The 17,894-nt window shown below is 34.3% G+C and carries 17 protein-coding genes; 5 read left to right on the plus strand and 12 right to left on the minus strand.

Annotated elements, in window-relative coordinates; genetic code table 11:
• The first annotated feature begins 24 nt into the window (after positions 1–24).
• From ABEB23_RS15430 to ABEB23_RS15440, 3 genes are all read left to right on the plus strand, one after another.
• Positions 25–1,086, plus strand: coding sequence for a DUF3810 domain-containing protein (locus ABEB23_RS15430; protein WP_348813518.1), 1,062 nt, complete (start codon positions 25–27; stop codon positions 1,084–1,086).
• 332 nt (positions 1,087–1,418) lie between these two features.
• The gene (locus ABEB23_RS15435) at positions 1,419–1,922 is read left to right on the plus strand and encodes an RNA polymerase sigma factor (RefSeq protein ID WP_348813519.1); all 504 of its coding nucleotides are present in this window, start codon (positions 1,419–1,421) and stop codon (positions 1,920–1,922) included.
• Positions 1,919–2,551, plus strand: a complete 633-nt coding sequence (locus tag ABEB23_RS15440) for a DUF8845 family protein (protein ID WP_348813521.1) — start codon at positions 1,919–1,921, stop codon at positions 2,549–2,551. The genes ABEB23_RS15435 and ABEB23_RS15440 overlap by 4 nt, the downstream gene beginning before the upstream one ends.
• Before the next feature lie 43 nt (positions 2,552–2,594).
• On the opposite strand, the gene ABEB23_RS15445 is transcribed toward ABEB23_RS15440, so the two are convergent.
• Together ABEB23_RS15445 and ABEB23_RS15450 are read right to left on the minus strand one after the other, a co-directional pair.
• The gene (locus tag ABEB23_RS15445) at positions 2,595–3,404 is read right to left on the minus strand and encodes a lysophospholipid acyltransferase family protein (protein WP_348813522.1); all 810 of its coding nucleotides are present in this window, start codon (positions 3,402–3,404) and stop codon (positions 2,595–2,597) included.
• A gap of 86 nt (positions 3,405–3,490) precedes the next feature.
• Positions 3,491–4,141, minus strand: coding sequence for an NUDIX hydrolase (locus ABEB23_RS15450; protein WP_348813523.1), 651 nt, complete (start codon positions 4,139–4,141; stop codon positions 3,491–3,493).
• Between the two features lie 92 nt (positions 4,142–4,233).
• Here ABEB23_RS15450 and ABEB23_RS15455 point away from each other — a divergent pair, with 92 nt between their 5' ends.
• Positions 4,234–4,668: a DUF4268 domain-containing protein gene (locus tag ABEB23_RS15455; RefSeq protein ID WP_348813524.1), complete on the plus strand. Its 435-nt coding sequence runs from the start codon at positions 4,234–4,236 to the stop codon at positions 4,666–4,668.
• Between the two features lie 83 nt (positions 4,669–4,751).
• Here the strand turns inward: ABEB23_RS15455 and ABEB23_RS15460 are convergent, their stop codons facing one another.
• The 5 genes from ABEB23_RS15460 to ABEB23_RS15480 all read right to left on the minus strand — a co-directional run bounded on the left by ABEB23_RS15460 (position 4,752) and on the right by ABEB23_RS15480 (position 9,897).
• Positions 4,752–5,162 (minus strand): hypothetical protein, encoded by a 411-nt coding sequence (locus tag ABEB23_RS15460; RefSeq protein ID WP_348813525.1) that lies wholly within the window; start codon positions 5,160–5,162, stop codon positions 4,752–4,754.
• 19 nt (positions 5,163–5,181) lie between these two features.
• The gene (locus ABEB23_RS15465; protein ID WP_348813527.1) at positions 5,182–6,126 is read right to left on the minus strand and encodes an NAD(P)H-dependent flavin oxidoreductase; all 945 of its coding nucleotides are present in this window, start codon (positions 6,124–6,126) and stop codon (positions 5,182–5,184) included.
• A gap of 16 nt (positions 6,127–6,142) precedes the next feature.
• Complete coding sequence (locus ABEB23_RS15470) at positions 6,143–7,759, minus strand: S8 family serine peptidase (RefSeq protein WP_348813528.1); 1,617 nt, start codon at positions 7,757–7,759, stop codon at positions 6,143–6,145.
• A gap of 197 nt (positions 7,760–7,956) precedes the next feature.
• Positions 7,957–9,144 (minus strand): tRNA 2-thiouridine(34) synthase MnmA, encoded by a 1,188-nt coding sequence (gene mnmA / locus ABEB23_RS15475; protein WP_348813529.1) that lies wholly within the window; start codon positions 9,142–9,144, stop codon positions 7,957–7,959.
• 75 nt (positions 9,145–9,219) lie between these two features.
• Complete coding sequence (locus tag ABEB23_RS15480) at positions 9,220–9,897, minus strand: toxin-antitoxin system YwqK family antitoxin (protein WP_348813530.1); 678 nt, start codon at positions 9,895–9,897, stop codon at positions 9,220–9,222.
• A 532-nt stretch (positions 9,898–10,429) separates the two neighbouring features.
• Between ABEB23_RS15480 and ABEB23_RS15485 the strand changes: the two genes are divergently transcribed.
• On the plus strand, positions 10,430–11,395 hold the full coding sequence (locus tag ABEB23_RS15485) for a fasciclin domain-containing protein (RefSeq protein WP_348813531.1): 966 nt from the start codon (positions 10,430–10,432) through the stop codon (positions 11,393–11,395).
• 41 nt (positions 11,396–11,436) lie between these two features.
• Here the strand turns inward: ABEB23_RS15485 and yidC are convergent, their stop codons facing one another.
• The 5 genes from yidC to ABEB23_RS15510 form a co-directional block, all read right to left on the minus strand.
• Positions 11,437–13,341, minus strand: a complete 1,905-nt coding sequence (gene yidC / locus ABEB23_RS15490; protein ID WP_348813532.1) for a membrane protein insertase YidC — start codon at positions 13,339–13,341, stop codon at positions 11,437–11,439.
• 62 nt (positions 13,342–13,403) lie between these two features.
• Complete coding sequence (gene pyrG / locus ABEB23_RS15495; RefSeq protein ID WP_348813533.1) at positions 13,404–15,017, minus strand: CTP synthase; 1,614 nt, start codon at positions 15,015–15,017, stop codon at positions 13,404–13,406.
• Positions 15,018–15,167: 150 nt separating this feature from the next.
• On the minus strand, positions 15,168–15,398 hold the full coding sequence (locus ABEB23_RS15500) for a DUF3820 family protein (protein WP_348813534.1): 231 nt from the start codon (positions 15,396–15,398) through the stop codon (positions 15,168–15,170).
• A 69-nt stretch (positions 15,399–15,467) separates the two neighbouring features.
• On the minus strand, positions 15,468–15,869 hold the full coding sequence (locus ABEB23_RS15505) for an OsmC family protein (protein WP_348813535.1): 402 nt from the start codon (positions 15,867–15,869) through the stop codon (positions 15,468–15,470).
• Complete coding sequence (locus ABEB23_RS15510) at positions 15,869–17,812, minus strand: LysM peptidoglycan-binding domain-containing protein (RefSeq protein WP_348813536.1); 1,944 nt, start codon at positions 17,810–17,812, stop codon at positions 15,869–15,871. Before ABEB23_RS15510 ends, ABEB23_RS15505 begins: the two co-directional genes overlap by 1 nt.
• Between the last annotated feature and the right edge of the window lie 82 nt (positions 17,813–17,894).

Genomic DNA, 17,894 nt, shown 5'->3' on the forward strand with positions numbered 1-17,894 from the left:
ATTTACAGTATCAAAATTTATCAAGTGCAATCAAAATATTTTCTTCCTTCCTTTCTAATAGTCCAAATACTTGTTCTGCAGATTATTCCGTTTTTTCCAGAATTTACAGAACAGATGTATAGTAACGGTCTATATCCGATCATTTCCCGATTTTCAAGGATTGTATTGGGTAAAATTCCTTTTTCTGTCGGAGATTGCATTTATTTCATTGTCATCATTGCTGTTTTGATTTGGTTTTGGAACAAACGAAAATCCTGGAAGCTGGAATGGAAAAATAATGTACTGAGCATTATGAGTTTTGTTTCCGTTTTTTATTTTTTGTTTCACCTTCTTTGGGGATTCAATTATTACCGTCAACCGCTTTTTGAGAAAATGGAAATTCAAAGAGACTATACAGATGCCGATTTATTGATTTTTACCAAAAGACTAATTGCAAAAACCAATGCTATACAATATCAGATTACACAAAATGACAGTTTAAAAATAGTATTTCCCTACTCGCAGGAACAAGTTTTTGAGATGAATTTGAATGGCTATAAAAACTTATCTAAGAACTATTCCTATTTTTCATACGAGAATTTAAGTGCGAAAAAATCAATCATCAGCCTGCCGTTGACCTATATGGGCTTTGGCGGTTATTTGAATCCGTTTACCAATGAAGCGCAAGTCAATTATTTGATGCCCATGTATAATTCTCCAACTACAAGTTGTCACGAAATGGCGCATCAAATGGGATATGCCAGCGAGAGCGAATGTAATTTTATTGGTTTTATGGCATCGGTAAAAAATGATGATTTGTACTTTCAATATTCGGGATACAGTTTTGCCTTGCGATATTGTTTAGGCAACTGGCAAGCTCGTGACGAGAAAATATTTCAGCAATTACTAAAAACCGTTCATCCCGGAATTCTAAAAAACTATCAGGAAAGCGAGGATTTCTGGAAACAATATGAAACACCAATTGAGACCGGTTTTCATACTTTTTATGACAATTTTCTGAAATTAAACCAACAAAAAGACGGCATGGAAGGTTATAGTAAATTTGTGAATTTGATGGTTAATTATTATAAAGAAAAGGAACTATAAGCTTTTTAAACATATACCTATTTCTAATCGTAAAGACACGAGCGCACAAAGGTTACTATTTATGAAGAACTGAAAAGTAGTTGTTTTCCTCTTTTGGAAATAGTATTAAGAATACGAAAATTTCTCGATTAGCCCCGATTACTTCACTTAATTTCTATTTTAAGTGGAGTTCAGTGGACTTCGTTTGTCGTGTAAATCCTTATGAGCCGGGGTTCGGCTCGTAAGATGGAAACAGAAAGCGGGACAACTGCTGATTGGGTATTGAAAATTTTATGCTCCTAAAAAAAGTCCTATTTTGTAACAAAATCCGTTTTTGGATACTAACGTAAAGTATGAGTCATAATTTAGAACATTCTTTTGTAAAGCAATTGCAGGAAAACCAGAATATAATCCACAAGATTTGTAGATTGTACACTAATGGTGATGATGCGCACAAGGATTTGTTTCAGGAAATCACGATTCAGTTATGGAAAGCATTTCCCAAATTTCGGGGCGATAGCAAATTTTCTACTTGGGCCTATCGAGTCGCTTTGAATACAGCCATCACTTTGTACCGGAAAACCAAAAGATCAATAAGCACCATTGAGTATGAAGGACGGCAACATTTCACCCATGATATAGAATACAATTACGAAGAGGAAGAACAGATAAAACTCATGTATAAAGCCGTTTACCAACTCAATGATATTGAAAAAGCACTTGTTTTTATGTATCTGGAAGATAAGGATTATACGGAAATAGCAGAAACATTGGGGATTAGCGAAGTAAATGCAAGGGTAAAAATGAATAGGATTAAAGGGAAATTAAAAAAAATATTAAATCCATTAGGAGCATGAAAGAACTGGATTTATTGAAAAAAGACTGGCAAAAGAATGATAATTCTTTTAAACAGATTTCGGAAACTGAAATTTACAAAATGATACACCGTAAATCTTCTTCGATTGTGAAGTGGATTTTAATTATCAGTATTTTAGAAATCCTGTTATGGACTTCGGTCAGCGTATTTTTTAACACTGATGAATACTTTAAAAAATTAAAACATGATGAATTAATAGCTGTTTTCAACGGATTTACCTATTTCAATTATGCTGTGATTATCGTTTTCATCTACTTATTCTATAAAAACTATATTACGATTTCAGCAACAGCCTCCACAAAGCAATTGATGAAAGACATCTTAAAAACCCGTAAAACGGTTCAATGCTATGTTTGGTATAATTTGGCCATGATTGTTGTGAGTTTGATCATTGGCTTTGTTATTGCTTTTACTTATAATCCGGAAGTAAATGATTTGAAAGATAAAATTGCCACTAACGGAAAAGCAATGGTGATTACAATTGTTCTTCTATCGGTGATTACAGTAGCCTTTTTCGGTGTTTTCTGGCTATTTTACAGATTACTGTACGGAATACTACTTAGACGATTGTATGCCAATTATAAAGAGTTAAAAAAGATTGATCTATAATTCTATAAAAAAAAGAGTTTGCTGCAGCAAACTCTTTTTTTTATTAATAATCCCACTTACGGGTTTTGTTTAATTCTTCTTGCTCTTTTAGTTCCTCAGCCGGGATAACCTTTAAAAACGAAGGATGCTGTTCGATAGCATATTCTACTTTTTCTACAATTTGATCTATAGTATCATTATCGTAATCAATATCTAAAGGTTCTTTGATGATAAACGATTGAAGAATCCCCTTCTTTTTCATTCGGAGACCTTTCTTATCAAATGAACGGCGGAAACCATCTATAACAATAGGAATAACGATTGGTTTGTGTTGTTTAATAATATGGGCTGTCCCTTTGCGTACAGGCTTAAATGATTTTGTTGTTCCCTGAGGAAAAGTAATTACCCAACCATCTGCTAGGGCAATTTTAATATTTTCTGTATCGTTTGGATTTATATCTCTTTTTTCGGCCACATCAACACCTTTGGCCCTCCAGGTCCGCTCTACGGTTATTGCTCCGGCATAGGCTAAAATTCTTGGCAATAAACCCGCCTGCATCGTTTCTTTGGCAGCAACATAGTAGATGTTCATCTTCGGTTGCCATAAATAACATACATTTTTGATGGAATCCTCTCTTCCGCTTAAACTGGCATTCAGAACATGGAACATGGCCACAACATCGGCAAAATAAGTTTGGTGATTGGATATAAAAAGCACGTTGTTATCCGGCAAAGTCCTTATAATTTCTGAACCTTCTATTTGCAATTCGTTAAAACCTCGATAACGTCTATGGGTAATCGCTCCAAAAATTCGGATCAGCCATTTTTTTATAAATAATATGTGCCCAAAAGGATTTCTTTTAAATAATCCCATAAAAATATGTTTATTTTATATTGAATTGGCGAATTTACAAAATTTATTCCTGATGTTTTTTACTATTTTTTAACATTAAATTAATATTAAAACCCGGTGTCCATTACTTCTTTCAAAACCTCTTTCAATTCACTCAACATCATGGCAGTAGCCCCCCAAACCATATGTTTTTCGATTTCAAAAGCAGGAACTCTGATATTTTCGGCATAAGAAGTGGACAGCTTTGTATCTACGATAATAGCATCACTCAAAAAGACAGACAGCGGCAACTCGATGATATCGGCCACTTCAGAAGGATCCGGAAAAAACATAATTTCCTCTTTACAGATTCCCAGAAAAGGATGCACTATAAAATTACTGGGCGGGATGTATAATTCAGTAAAGGACTTTATAATCTCAATTTTTTCAGGATGAATCCCTACTTCTTCATGTGTTTCACGGAGTGCTGTTTTTGCAAAATTTTCATCTCCCGCTTCATATTTACCGCCAGGAAATGCAATTTGTGCCGAGTGAACACCTTTGTAAGAATTCCTGACAATCAGTACCAAATGCGTTTCATCATTTTTGGGATAAAACAACATCATAACCGCAGCTGTCCTCGGATTCTTGTCTCCAATATTGATACTTTTTAAACTTTCAATTCGCTCTAAAGGCGCCATTTTAACGTGCGCTTCAAAGGCAGGAAGCCTTGCATCAATTAATTTAGGAACATACCGTAAAAATTCTTGGAAATCCATAATCAAAGTCTATTTTTGCATACAAAATAACACCTAAATATAGTTTAGAAAATACAATTTCACAAGTTTTCTACAACCAAAAGTCACTATAGATGTACAGTAAAGAAGAAACCCAAAGATTAAAACGAGAATTCTGGATTACTTTCGCCGAAAAATATCCAAGAAAATGGTTGTTATATGATACCAAAATCAAAGATTTCTCTTTTAAATTTTATGTAGATAATAAAAAGGCTCAAGTTTTAATTGATATTGAGCATCGTAACGAGGGTAAAAGAATTGCCTATTTTGAAAAATTAGAAGCTTTAAAAAATATTCTAGAAGAAGAATTCATTCAGGATTTGGTATTCGAAAAAGAATTTAATCTCGAAAACGGTAAAACTATCAGCCGTATTTGGGTTGAAAAACAGGGAGTAAGCGTAAGCAATCGTAACTATTGGGATGAAATTTTTGATTTTTACAACGAAAAAATGAGTGCCCTGGAGTTGTTCTATTTAGAATACGATGAATTCATTAAAGATATCGAATAACTGAATCTCCTAAATCAGATTTTCTTTTTAGATTTTCCCTTTTCCCAAAACAAAAAAAGTCGCTTTTAGCGACTTTTCATATATTAGACATTAAAGATATTATAGACTAGGATTCGATCGTCATAATTGATGTACAGCTGCTTTCTGTTATCCTGCTTTTTTCTAGTAATAATCGAAAGAGTACAATCAACGCCGTCGTTATCCTTACAGGTAAATGAATACACAATATCAGTATCGTTTTCTTCTCTGCTCTGATATTCTACAATCTCAAACAACTGAATAATTTGAGAATAAACAACAATTCTGTTTTTGTCCGTATCAAGGGAAACTACAATATTAACTAAATCCAAATCGGACCATTTTCCCCATTTCCCTTTTTCAGTTTTTTCTAAAACACTAAAACCTGAAGTTTTAAACTTATAAACTTGACTGTATGAATTTTGAACACCTAATCCCAGAAAAAGTAACAGTATGTATATATGTATTTTGCTCATTCTATATTGCTTATAAAAATTAAAAATCAAATTTTGTCACTTCAGCTCTTGCAGTCTCAAAATCGGCAATCATCTCCTTTATAATATCTTCAGCTGTTTTTATCTCGTGAATTAACCCCGCTATTTGTCCGATTTCTAATTCACCCTCGATTAAATCACCTTCAAACATACCGCGTTTTGCTCTTGCTCTTCCCAACAATTGAACCAATTCCTCTTTCGTAGGGCATTGCTCATACAACTGTTGCACATCCTGATAAAATTTATTTTTAATCAATCGAACGGGAGCCAGTTCCTTCAAGGTAAGTTGTGTATCCCCTTCCTTTACATCGATGATTGTCTTTTTGAAATTTTCATGTGCCGACGATTCAACCGATGCCGCAAAACGACTTCCAACTTGTACTCCATCCGCTCCTAACACCATTGTGGCTAACATACCACGACCAGTTGCTATTCCACCCGCCGCTATCAATGGAATCTTTATTTGTTCTTTCACCATTGGGATTAAAGTCAATGTGGTGGTTTCCTCCCTTCCGTTGTGTCCTCCTGCTTCAAATCCTTCAGCAACAATGGCGTCTACACCCGCTTGCTCCGCTTTTAAAGCAAAAACAGAACTGCTCACCACATGTACAACCGTAATTCCGTTTTCTTTCAAAAAAGGAGTCCAGGTTTTGGGATTTCCAGCTGATGTAAAAACAATTTTGACTCCTTCATCAACAATAATCTTCATTATTTCCTCGATGTTTGGATACAACATCGGAACATTGACCCCAAAAGGTTTTGTTGTTTTTCTTTTGCATTTTTGAATGTGTTCTCTCAATACCTCAGGATACATTGACCCTGCACCAATAAGCCCTAAACCGCCGGCATTACTGACTGCACTTGCCAATTTATAACCGCTGTTCCAAATCATTCCGCCTTGAATAATAGGATATTTAATTTTAAATAGTTGAGTAATTTTATTCATTTATGATTTCGAATAATTAGTTTCTTATAATTTTTCCGGTTTTTGAAAAGCCCTTCGAATCCAGTTTATAAAGATACATTCCCTGACTCAATGTCTTCAAGGAAATAGTAGGCAATTGTCTTGACACTGCCTTCTCTAAAACTTTTTGACCGAGAATAGTAAAAACAGTAAATGTTCCCTCCTTAAAATTTTCCGGAAAAGAAATGGAAAGAGCATCCGGCGTTGGATTCGGATAAATCTGGAAATCAGCTTCAGAAAACTGTTGCCGCGTTAATTCTTTCGTTACAGCCAATGCAAAATCAGGAATCCCATAACCAAATTGATTGTCAGGAGTTGCAAACCTATCTGCCGATTCCAAAATCAGTTGCTTAATTTCCTGATTTGTTTTGGAGGGAAAAGCTTGCCATAAACAGGCAATCATTCCCGCCATTATCGGACTGGAAAATGAAGTTCCACTTGAAGTTCCAATAGCGCCCAATTCGTTAGACAAAAAAACAGTTTGGCCCTGAGCCATAACATCTGGTTTGATTCTATTATCGAATGAAGGCCCGATTGAGCTGAAAGCAGCCAACGTTTCTGTTGCAGTTACCGCACCAATCGCAAATACACCAGCAGCATCCGCAGGAGCACCAATATGTGGATCAACAGTATTTCCTGAATTTCCAGCTGAGGCCACAACAATCATCCCTCGACTAAACGCTATATCTGCCCCGCGAGAAATAAAAGCGGTCGTCCCATTCATATCACTATACGTATAATTATAAGCAGGATCATCAAAATCAAAATAACCTAAAGATGTATTAATAATGTCAACTCCTAAACTATCCGCTTTCTCTGCCGCTTCAACCCATAATGATTCTTCAATGGGATTTTCAGAGGTATCATCTTCGGTAATAAACAAATAATAAGATGCATCTGGAGCTGTTCCTACAAGTTTATCCTCTGTGTAACCAGCCATGGCTGAAAGCACGGAAGTACCGTGTGAATCCAAAGCACAAAAATCTGGGTTTCTTGACACAAAATTGTATCCCCCTAAAATCTGGTTATTATCTCTCAATCTTTGAAAAGGTTGTGCTGTATCAACGCCAGGAAAACCGGCATCCATAATGGCTATAATTTTTCCTCCTCCTGTATAATTTTGCTGATGCAATTGATGACCGTTTAACATCTGGATTTGATTTCCGGATGTACCATACAAATAATCTATTTGAGTCTGCAGCTTTTTATCTACTTTGCCTATTTTAGAAGAATTGACTTTTTTGCCCGCCAGATTAAGGCTTTTATCCGCAAAATCTATCCTATCAATAAATGCAAAAGTATTTAGTGAATTTATGACTACCTGAGTTCCCCGAACATGAATCGCATTCAACCATTTCGATTTGGCCATAACCGTAATTCCTGCTGTGTTTTTCACTTGGTTAATATAGCTTGACTCAATCGGGATATCTTTAAAATCCAACGCTATATTTTGAGTGGTTCTTCTGTCTAAAGCTCTCTGGGAAAGCATTTCTAAAGGACTGTCGTAATAAAATGGTGCGCTTGGTTTTGCGTTAAAATAGATCCAGGCGTCTTCCTGTGAAAATGCAGAAAATGAAATAAAAAAGATAAATAATAACTGTAGTGATTCTTTCATATTCTTAAAGGAAGTAGTGTTTCAAAGATAATAAACTATTTAAAACTATAATCTATTATATACGGTACTAATAAAAAAATATGAAACAAAAAAATTCGCCTCTCCATCCTTTTTTAAATTACTTACATTAAAAAAAAACAGAGTGCATCTAAAAATTGAAAAAAAAATCTCTTTCGAATGGGAAACCTAACTTTCAATCAGGAAATTACGCCCGAACCAACCAATTCATCACCTGCATACCAAGCGACAAATTGTCCTTCGGTAATAGCTGACTGTGCTTCCTCAAAGGAAACATACATTCCGCTTTCAAATTGGTGGAGTGTTGCTTTTTGTAAAGGTTGTCTGTAACGGATTCTTGCCATCACCTCTCTGGTTTCGCCATTGGCCAAAGCCAAATCTTCACGAACCCAATGCAATTCTGATTTTTCAATAAACAAGGCTTTTTTAAACAACCCAGGGTGTTGGCTGGTTAATCCGGTATAAATGGTGTTGGTCACCACATCAGTAGCGATTATAAATAACGGATCGGTTGTTCCTCCAACATTCAATCCTTTACGTTGTCCAATAGTAAAATAATGTGCTCCTTGATGTTTTCCAACTACTTTACCCATTGTTGGAGTGTAATTTAATTTTTGAGCTTCTAATATTAATTCGTCTTCAAGAGATAAAGCTGCCGATTTTTCGATAGAATAAATTGGATCATTCTTATCAACTTGAACAATTTTACCTTCTTTGGGCTGCAATTTTTGTTGTAAAAATTCAGGCAAACGTACCTTTCCAATGAAACATAATCCTTGTGAATCTTTCTTTTCAGCGGTAATCAAATCCATTTGGGCAGCTATTTCACGAACTTCCGGTTTGGTCAATTCACCAATTGGAAACAAGGATTTCGCTAATTGTTCCTGAGACAATTGGCAAAGGAAATACGATTGATCTTTATTCGTATCGGCACCAGCTTTTAATTGAAAGACTGTTTGTCCATCCACTTCAATTTCACTTTTTTGACAATAGTGACCTGTAGCTACATAATCGGCTCCAAGACTCAAAGCAATTTTCATGAAAACATCAAATTTTATTTCGCGATTACAGAGTACATCAGGATTTGGAGTTCGCCCTTTTTCATATTCGTTGAACATATAGTCCACGATTTTCTCTTTATATTGTTCGCTTAAATCTACCGTTTGAAAAGGAATTCCAAGTTTTTCAGCTACCAATAAGGCATCATTACTGTCTTCTAACCAAGGACATTCATTTGAAATGGTAACGGAATCATCATGCCAATTTTTCATAAAAAGACCGATAACTTCATACCCTTGTTGTTGCAACAGATAAGCAGCAACACTTGAATCTACACCTCCAGAAAGTCCTACAACAACACGTTTCATTTTCAAATCTTTATAATTTTACAAGGGTGCAAAGGTACAAAAAAGTTTTACAATACTTTTTGCGCAACCCAAGACTTACTTGTTCTTGTTTTTTGTAGCATTTTCAGGGAAACTCATATTCATTTCCTTAACCAATTCTCCTTTTTCAAAAAACTGCCAAATACCAGATTTTTTTCCATTTAGAAATTGTCCGCTTGATACAATCTTACCTTCCGAATCTCTAAAAACAGCCTTACCGTTATACTCGTTATTTTTAAAATTAGACTCTTCAAGAACAATTCCTTTCTCAGTATATTTCTTGTAAAGTCCTTCCTTTAAATTATTCTTATAACTCATTTCTTCAGCAACTTTTCCGTCAGGGAAATAAACGGTTCGCACACCTTGCAATTTTCCTTTGCTGTAATTTTCAATCGTCATAATGTTATTTGAAGCATGATGGTAATATTTCCATTGCCCTTCAAATAATTTATTCATCACTTTCCCTTCACTTACTTTGTTTTTATCCTGATTATAAAAAATAGTGTAAGCCGAATTATCCGTTGCATTAAATTCTCTCGTAGCGATTATAGTCCCCGCTTTTGTATCATCATAGAACTTAAAAACACCAACTTCTTTACCATGCGAGAAAGTACCTTCGTATCTGGGTCTTTTTGATTCTTCATACAATCCTTTCCAAAGGCCATGCTTTTTCCCCTTTTCATCCAATTTATTTATATCGGTCTGGGATAATAAGGCCTGACTAAAAAGAATCATTATGAAAATTTTAAAAAAACAAAATTTATTTTTTTCCATTACTACTTCAAGTTTATTTATATGTATTTAACTGCTAAAGGCTGATTTTATTTTGACAAATTTACATTAATATGGAACAACCTTGTCCTAACACCAGTATAATTAGTTCACTCTAAAATTTAATTCGCTTACTTCATAACTACCAATTAAGGATTCGTAGATTCTAAGTCTATGAATTAAAGCCTCAAAATTACTCTTAATGATTTTGTTAATCAATCTAACCAAAGGCATGAACAACAAAAAAAAACCAAACATTATAAAATGTTCAACTTGTTTTAACTTTTCGATTCAATAAAAATCACTTAAAAATAACCCACAAACCATAATTAACTCCTAAAAAACATTTTATCATCATATTCATTCTATTTCCGCAACATTAAACAATTAAAAAAGAAATGATAAATTTTTATTTTGTTTATCATTTTTATTAAATTATTAAACAAAATAAGAAATTGATTTATTAATTTAGTCAAAACAATTAAACAAAAAAATCATGAAAAATGTAATGAAAATCAAAAATCTAGCTCTGATTGTATTATTTTCAGTCCTAGCAATATCATGTGATGATGATAATGACACTGCACCAGTTGACAATACAATAACTGGAATTGCATCGAATACTCCTGATTTAAGTATCTTAGTACAAGCTTTAGAAAAGACAGAATTAACAACTACATTACAAGCCAGTGGATCTTATACCGTTTTTGCCCCAACCAATTCTGCTTTTACATCATTTCTTGCTACGACTCCTTACGCAACAATAAATGATGTACCAAAAGCTGCTTTAACAGAAATTTTATTAAATCATGTTATTTCAACTACTTTGAAATCGACTGATTTAACCACTGGTTATATCAAAACATTAGCCAAGGGTCCTGCTTCCTCGACCAACACATTAAGTATGTATGTTAATACGGCTTCCAATATGGTGGCCCTTAATGGCGGCGCTATGGTAACCACTGCTGATATTATGGCCTCCAATGGCGTAATACACATCGTAGACGAAGTAATCGGTTTACCAACTATTGTAACACATGCAACAGCAAATCCAAATTTCACTTCCTTAGTGGGGGCTCTAACTGGAGCTGGTCAGCCTGATTTTGTAAGCATTCTTTCCGGAACAGGACCATTTACCGTTTTTGCTCCCACAAATGACGCATTTACAGCTTTAAATACCGAATTGGCCCCAGGTGGAATTGCAAGCGTTTCTGCAGCCAACTTAACTAAAGTATTACAATATCATGTAGTGGGTGAAGCAAATGTTTTGGCAGCAACTTTAACTGAAGGACAAATAGTAACTCCAATTTTAACTCCAGCTCAGACTTTCACAATACAATTAAGCGGAGGAGCAAAAATTAAGGATACCAATGACAGAATTTCAAACATTGTTGCCACCGATGTGCAATGCTCAAACGGTGTTATTCATGCAGTGGACAAAGTTTTATTACCCACTTTATAAATCAAAAAAAAGCTCTCGGAAAACGAGAGCTTTTTTTAAAATTATTTTTTCTTTTGTTGCGCTTTTTGAGCTTCAGCCTGCTCCATAACTTCCTGAAGTTTTCTTTGGAACTTACCCTGCTTTTTAGGCTCTTTCAACTTATTCTCTTGAATTTGAGCGTGGATTTTATCGCTATCAATAAAATATCTTTTGATAACAATCATAATTCCAATCGTGATTAAATTCGAAATAAAGTTATACAAACTCAATCCAGCACCATAGCTATTAAAGAAAAACAACATCATTAATGGTGAAACATAAATCATGATTTTCATCATCTTAGCCATATCTGGCATTCCTTCCTGTTGTGGAGTAGCCATTTGTTGATCTCCAGATGTCATTTTCATATAGAAGAAAATAGCTATTGCCGCCATTATTGGGAACAAACTAATATGATCTCCGTACAAAGGAATATGAAATGGTAATTTTACAACAGAATCAAACGAAGACAAATCGTCTGCCCAAAGGAAACTTTTTTGTCTTAACTCAAAAGCTGACGGGAAAAATTGAAACGATGCCATCAAAAAAGGCATTTGAATCAAGGCTGGAATACAACCTGCCATTGGATTCACCCCAGCTTTGTTGTACAACTTCATGGTCTCTTGTTGTTTCTTCATTGGGTCTTTTTTGAATTTTTCACCCAATTCAGCAATCTCAGGACGCAAAACTTTCATCTTCGCCTGTGACAAGAAAGATTTAAATGTAATTGGCGACATAGCCAACTTTATCAAAATTGTAAAAATAATAATGGCAATACCATAGGCTATATAGGAACCCAGAAAACCAAATAAAGGAATAAAAATAAATCTGTTAATCCAACCTATAATTCCCCACCCCAGAGTGATGATTTTTTCAAGATTTTTATCATACGATTTTAAAGTCTTATAATCAGATGGTCCAAAATACCAACTCATTTTATAATCTACTTCTCCATTTGCAAAAGCTAAAGGCATATTGGCTTTAAATTGTTTGGTAAAAACACTGTCTACTTTTTCATCATGAACCAAATTATCAGACTGTACTTTAGCTGTCTCAAAAGGTTTATCTGTTAAAAGAACAGAGGTAAAAAAGTGCTGTTTGAAGGCCACGTAAGTAGCTTTTTCAAGAGTCTCTTCTTCTTTTTGTCCCAAACCAGCATAATCAGTTTTTCCGTCTTTATGCTCAAAATAAATCTCAGTATACTTATTTTCATAAGAAATACTTTTCTCATTTCTGTATGATTTCAAATTCCACTCTAACTCTAATGGTTTTGACGTATTCAGAACTTTATTCAAGCCTTGGGAACGAATATCAAAACCAACCATATAATCGTTTGGTTTCAATATGTATTTGTACTCTAAAAATTCATTAGCTCCTGCTTTCAATTTCATTGAAAGAATTTGATCCTCTCCAACTTTTGTTATTGTTGGTTCAAAAAACAAGTCTTTGGTATTTAAAGTACGATTATCGTTGGTCAGCAATTGCACATTTAAATCGGCATTGTTGTCTTTGATCAATTCAACCAATTCTCCTGAACCTTTCTTGAATTTCTCAAACTTCTTCAAAGTAGCTTCAACAATATATCCTCCTTTATTGGCAATTTTCAATTTTACCAAATCGTTTTCAATAGTTGTAAAATCTGCCTTTGCAGAAGGAAGTGTTGCTGAATAAGCAAAATTTCCTAAAGTTTTTTGCAATTGGGCTAATTGAGTAGAATCTCTCGTTGTTGCAACCGCGACAGTAGCTTTTGCTACAGCTTTATCTGCTAATTCTTTCGCTTTTGCTTGCTGAAGCAACAACTCTTTTTTTGCTTTCTCAGCAGCAATCACCTTAGGATCAGGTTGATTTTGATACATGATCCAAATCAAAATACCAAAAATCAATACAAAACCTATAATCGAATTAAGGTCAAATTTTTTTTCTTCCATTATTTTTTTTAAAAAAAGTTTACTGAATACCGTGACCTAGCACCGATTCAAAAAATTGAATACTATTTTTTCTTTGCCTGAACAGCAGCAGCTATAAAATTCACAAAAACAGGGTGTGGATTTGCAACGGTACTTTTGTATTCAGGGTGGTATTGAACACCAATAAAAAACGGATGGTCCTCTATTTCTATGATTTCAACCAAACCAGTATCCGGATTAACACCTGAAGCGATTAAACCCGCATTCTGTAATTGTGCAACATAATTACTGTTGTACTCATAACGGTGACGGTGACGTTCAGAAATAGTTTCCTTTCCGTAAATCTTATAAGCTAATGAATCTTGTTTTAAATCACATTTCCAAGCCCCAAGACGCATGGTTCCCCCTTTGTCTGTAATTGTTTTTTGCTCTTCCATCAGATTTACAACAGGATGAGCTGTTTTATCATTCATTTCAGTAGAATTGGCATCAGCAAGACCAAGAATACTTCTGGAATACTCAATAATTGCCATTTGCATACCCAAACAAATTCCGAAAAATGGAACTTTATTTTCTCTTGCGTAACGGACAGCAGCAATTTTTCCTTCAATTCCTCTTTCACCAAAACCTGGTGCTACAAGAATTCCGTCTAAACCTGCCAATTTCTCGTCTATATTTGTTTCGTCAATATATTCTGAATGGATAGAAATCACATTAACTTTAGTTTCATTTGCAGCACCAGCGTGAATGAAAGCTTCCAAAATAGATTTGTAACAATCCTGCATTTCCACATATTTTCCAATCAAACCGATATTAACGGTATGCTTTGGGTTTTTTAATCTGCGTAAAAAAGTATTCCAATTTTTTAAATCCGGAGCTGCTTTTTTAGGTAAATCCAATTTCTTTAAGGCAACCACATCAAGACCTTCTTCCAACATTAAATTTGGAACTTCATATATTGTTGAGGCATCAATAGATTGAATAACTGCTTCTCTTTTTACATTACAAAACAAAGCCAATTTATTACGGATTTCGTCTGAAATCTCGTGCTCTGTTCTACAAACTAAAATATCAGCTTTGATACCGCTTTCCATCAAGGTTTTTACTGAGTGCTGTGTTGGTTTTGTTTTCAACTCCCCTGCAGCAGCTAAATAAGGAACTAAAGTAAGATGAATTACAATTCCGTTATTTTCTCCTAGTTCCCAAACCAATTGACGAACAGATTCAATATAAGGTAAAGATTCAATATCCCCTACTGTCCCACCGATTTCAGTAATAACAATATCATAATCACCCGATTTACCGAGTAACTGCATTCTATCCTTGATTTCATTGGTGATATGAGGAACAACTTGAACAGTTTTCCCTAAAAACTCCCCTCTTCTTTCTTTTTCTATAACCGACAAATATATTCTACCAGTGGTAACATTATTAGCCTGAGATGTCGGAACATTAAGAAAACGCTCATAATGCCCTAAATCCAAATCGGTTTCAGCTCCATCGTCGGTTACATAACATTCTCCATGCTCGTATGGATTTAATGTTCCCGGATCAACATTAATATAGGGATCGAATTTCTGAATAGTAGTTCTATACCCTCTTGCCTGTAATAATTTCGCCAAAGATGCTGCTATAATTCCTTTTCCTAGAGAAGAAGTCACACCGCCTGTAACAAAAATATATTTCGTTTGATTCATTCTGTTGTTGTTTGTAATGTAGTTGTGTAAAAAACGTGGCAAAAGTACAAATTTAATTGGATTATTACTTTAATCCATTGCTTGATTATTAGAAAAAAAACGCATTTCTAATAATCAAACAATTTAGCCCTTTACAAGCCTAATAATCTATTATGGTTTGGGATACCGTTTTTTTATATTTCGAATTAATTCTTCGAGTCCATTGAGTTTTAACTCATAAATTAATTGCAGTTGCTCTCCTAATTCCCCTTTCGGAAACCCTTTATTACTATACCAAACGACATAATATTCAGGAATATCAATAAGATACCAGCCTTCATATTTACCAAAAGGCATTTTAGTATGAGCTAATTTTATAAGTTGTTTTTGGTTTTGTTCCAAAGCAAGTTTAAAGTTTAAGGTTTAAAGTTTCATCTGTAAACTAAAAACTATTATTTGAATCGATTGTGATTATTTCCAGTTGAATGTAATACGTTTCTCTACTTCAGTACTCAAACTCAAAAAGACTGGACAAGTCATCGCTGTTCTTTCCAGAATAACTCTATTTTTTTCATCGACAACACCTTGCATTTCAAAAACAATTACTATTGCTCCAATACGTCTTGGTGCTGAGTTCATGATTTTAGTTACCACTGCGGTAGAACCTTTAAAATCAACACTCATATCTCGGGCTTTTATCCCCATAACTGTCATCATGCATGTCGCCAAAGCATTTGCAACACTATCCGTTGGAGAAAAAGCTTCCCCTTTTCCGTTATTATCTAAAGGAGCATCTGATACAATTTCAGTACCTGATTGCAAATGAACAGATGATGTTCTTAAATCGCCTAAATAAATTACTTTTGATGTCATTAGTTCGCTTCTTTAATGGTTAAATCAGTATCGTAATAAAGAATATAAACTCCTTTATTAGCATATCCTCCATCTTCTTTTTTATAATACTCAAATTTATTGTCTACTTGCTCTGTTGCTACTGAATCAACTGTTTCCTGATAACTTTTATCTTGTGACAATCGCATCATTGTATCAAAAGTTACATCAAAGCCTCTAGTAGCAAAGGTACTTGGAAAAATCTTATTTTTCTTTCTGTATTCTTTTTCAAAAATCAACGCTTGAGGAGATTCATTCTCACGCGTCATGGAAGGATAGGTTAATTTTAATTTTGCCAAAGCCGGAAAATCTATTTCGTCTGTATCCAATGTTTCATTAGGTTCTAAAATAACCAATTGCACAGAATACATTGGCATAGAAGCCAACATAGCAGCCATTGTAGATTTTATCATCCAGGTATTCCCTGTCTCCATCACTACATAATTCGTTTTATTTTTTACAAATAAACTTTTGAGACTTTCAACAGATAAACCTCCATTTTCTGCCAGCGCCGCAAAACGAACATCTTTTTGATTCTCTTGAATATATTTTCTTATCGATTCTTTTTTCTTATCAATAACCGCGACAATATTTCCGTCTTTCGATCTCATAAAATCAAATATAGCGCTTCTTATCGTTGCAGTCGTTGGAATGGTTTGATATAAATTAGAAAATGAATTACCTACATCTTTAGACAAAGGAGAAATTACAGGCACTTGATTGAGAGTTAATAATTGAGCTGTTTTTTCAACATTAGCCTGATAAAAAGGACCTACAATAGCGTCCACACTTTCAAGCTTATTTTCCGAAATCAGAGAAGCAATATTAGAAGTATTTTTCGTTTCCTGTGAATCAAAGATACTTACATCTATCGTAAGCCCCAATTGTTTAGCTGAATCTATAGCCATCAATGCTCCTGAATAAAAGTCCAGAGTCATGTTCAAAAATTTATCCTTTTTCAAACGGGTAGCTGTCGAATTAATAGTATCTCCTTGGATTTTCGACATATTAAAAGGCAAAAGTAAAACCAACTTTTTCCTTCCGTTAGCATTGCTTTTTTTTACTAAAGATGCATATGCTTTTTTACTTTCCTGTGAAACTAAAACTACAGAAGGCACTTTCAAAATCATCCCTTCTTCCACACCATTAGCCAAAGCCGGATTTCCTTTTATCAGTTCCTCTTGGCTTAAACCAAACATTTTTGATAAACTATATAAAGTTTCTTTCGGCTTGACAATATATTCAACAAGATCTGCCGAAGCTGGTACTTTTGTAGCATTGTCTATCGAAATTTCTTTTTTAGGTTCAACGGCAGTAACAGTTTTATCAACTTTTGGCGCATTGCCTTTAATTATCAATTTGTAGCCAACAGGTAAACTTACAACAACTTCAGGATTTTTTTTCTCTAATTCTTCAACAGTAATTCCGTACTGTTTAGCAATCGAATATTTAGTTTCTTTTGGTTGCACCTCGTGATAAACTACTTTTTCCTGATTTGAAGTAGCACTTTTCACCACACTATTTGATGGAATCACTAATCTTTGCCCTATCTGTAATCCGTCTTTTTCAAGAAAAGGGTTGGCTTTTTTTAATGCTTCATCGGAAACCCCGTATTTTTTCTCTATACTATAGAGTGTTTCCTTAGCAACAACTTCATGAGTCCCGCTTTTCGCTCCGGTTTTAACAACTGAACTTGAAACTTGCTTTCCTGAATTATTAGGTATCAATAAAACACTGTTAGGTTTCAAACCACTTTGTGCATCGGGATTCAATTGGTAAATATCATAGGGTGTAACCTTATATTTTCTAGCAATCTCATTTATAGTTTCACCCTTGGAGACATCGTGCTTTATTATTTTATTTTGGGGATAAGCCGAAAAAGAAATACAAAAAACAGTAACAAAGAGTGGTAAAAAATATTTCATGTGTAGGTTTAATAAATTTAATTTTTATTGGTAGGTAAAATTAATATTAGTGTTTAAAAAGTACCGTTAATTCTTTGCCAAA

It is taken from the genome of Flavobacterium maritimum (assembly GCF_040049085.1).
GTDB classification, from domain to species: Bacteria; Bacteroidota; Bacteroidia; order Flavobacteriales; family Flavobacteriaceae; genus Flavobacterium; species Flavobacterium maritimum.

Coding starts and splice junctions, on each gene's coding strand:
- ABEB23_RS15435 (WP_348813519.1), top strand. CDS start 1,419: ATGAGTCATAATTTAGAACATTCTTTTGTAAAGCAATTGCAGGAAAAC.
- ABEB23_RS15440 (WP_348813521.1), top strand. CDS start 1,919: ATGAAAGAACTGGATTTATTGAAAAAAGACTGGCAAAAGAATGATAAT.
- ABEB23_RS15445 (WP_348813522.1), bottom strand. CDS start 3,404: ATGGGATTATTTAAAAGAAATCCTTTTGGGCACATATTATTTATAAAA.
- ABEB23_RS15450 (WP_348813523.1), bottom strand. CDS start 4,141: ATGGATTTCCAAGAATTTTTACGGTATGTTCCTAAATTAATTGATGCA.
- ABEB23_RS15455 (WP_348813524.1), top strand. CDS start 4,234: ATGTACAGTAAAGAAGAAACCCAAAGATTAAAACGAGAATTCTGGATT.
- ABEB23_RS15460 (WP_348813525.1), bottom strand. CDS start 5,162: ATGAGCAAAATACATATATACATACTGTTACTTTTTCTGGGATTAGGT.
- ABEB23_RS15465 (WP_348813527.1), bottom strand. CDS start 6,126: ATGAATAAAATTACTCAACTATTTAAAATTAAATATCCTATTATTCAA.
- ABEB23_RS15470 (WP_348813528.1), bottom strand. CDS start 7,759: ATGAAAGAATCACTACAGTTATTATTTATCTTTTTTATTTCATTTTCT.
- mnmA (WP_348813529.1), bottom strand. CDS start 9,144: ATGAAACGTGTTGTTGTAGGACTTTCTGGAGGTGTAGATTCAAGTGTT.
- ABEB23_RS15480 (WP_348813530.1), bottom strand. CDS start 9,897: ATGATTCTTTTTAGTCAGGCCTTATTATCCCAGACCGATATAAATAAA.
- ABEB23_RS15485 (WP_348813531.1), top strand. CDS start 10,430: ATGAAAAATGTAATGAAAATCAAAAATCTAGCTCTGATTGTATTATTT.
- yidC (WP_348813532.1), bottom strand. CDS start 13,341: ATGGAAGAAAAAAAATTTGACCTTAATTCGATTATAGGTTTTGTATTG.
- pyrG (WP_348813533.1), bottom strand. CDS start 15,017: ATGAATCAAACGAAATATATTTTTGTTACAGGCGGTGTGACTTCTTCT.
- ABEB23_RS15505 (WP_348813535.1), bottom strand. CDS start 15,869: ATGACATCAAAAGTAATTTATTTAGGCGATTTAAGAACATCATCTGTT.
- ABEB23_RS15510 (WP_348813536.1), bottom strand. CDS start 17,812: ATGAAATATTTTTTACCACTCTTTGTTACTGTTTTTTGTATTTCTTTT.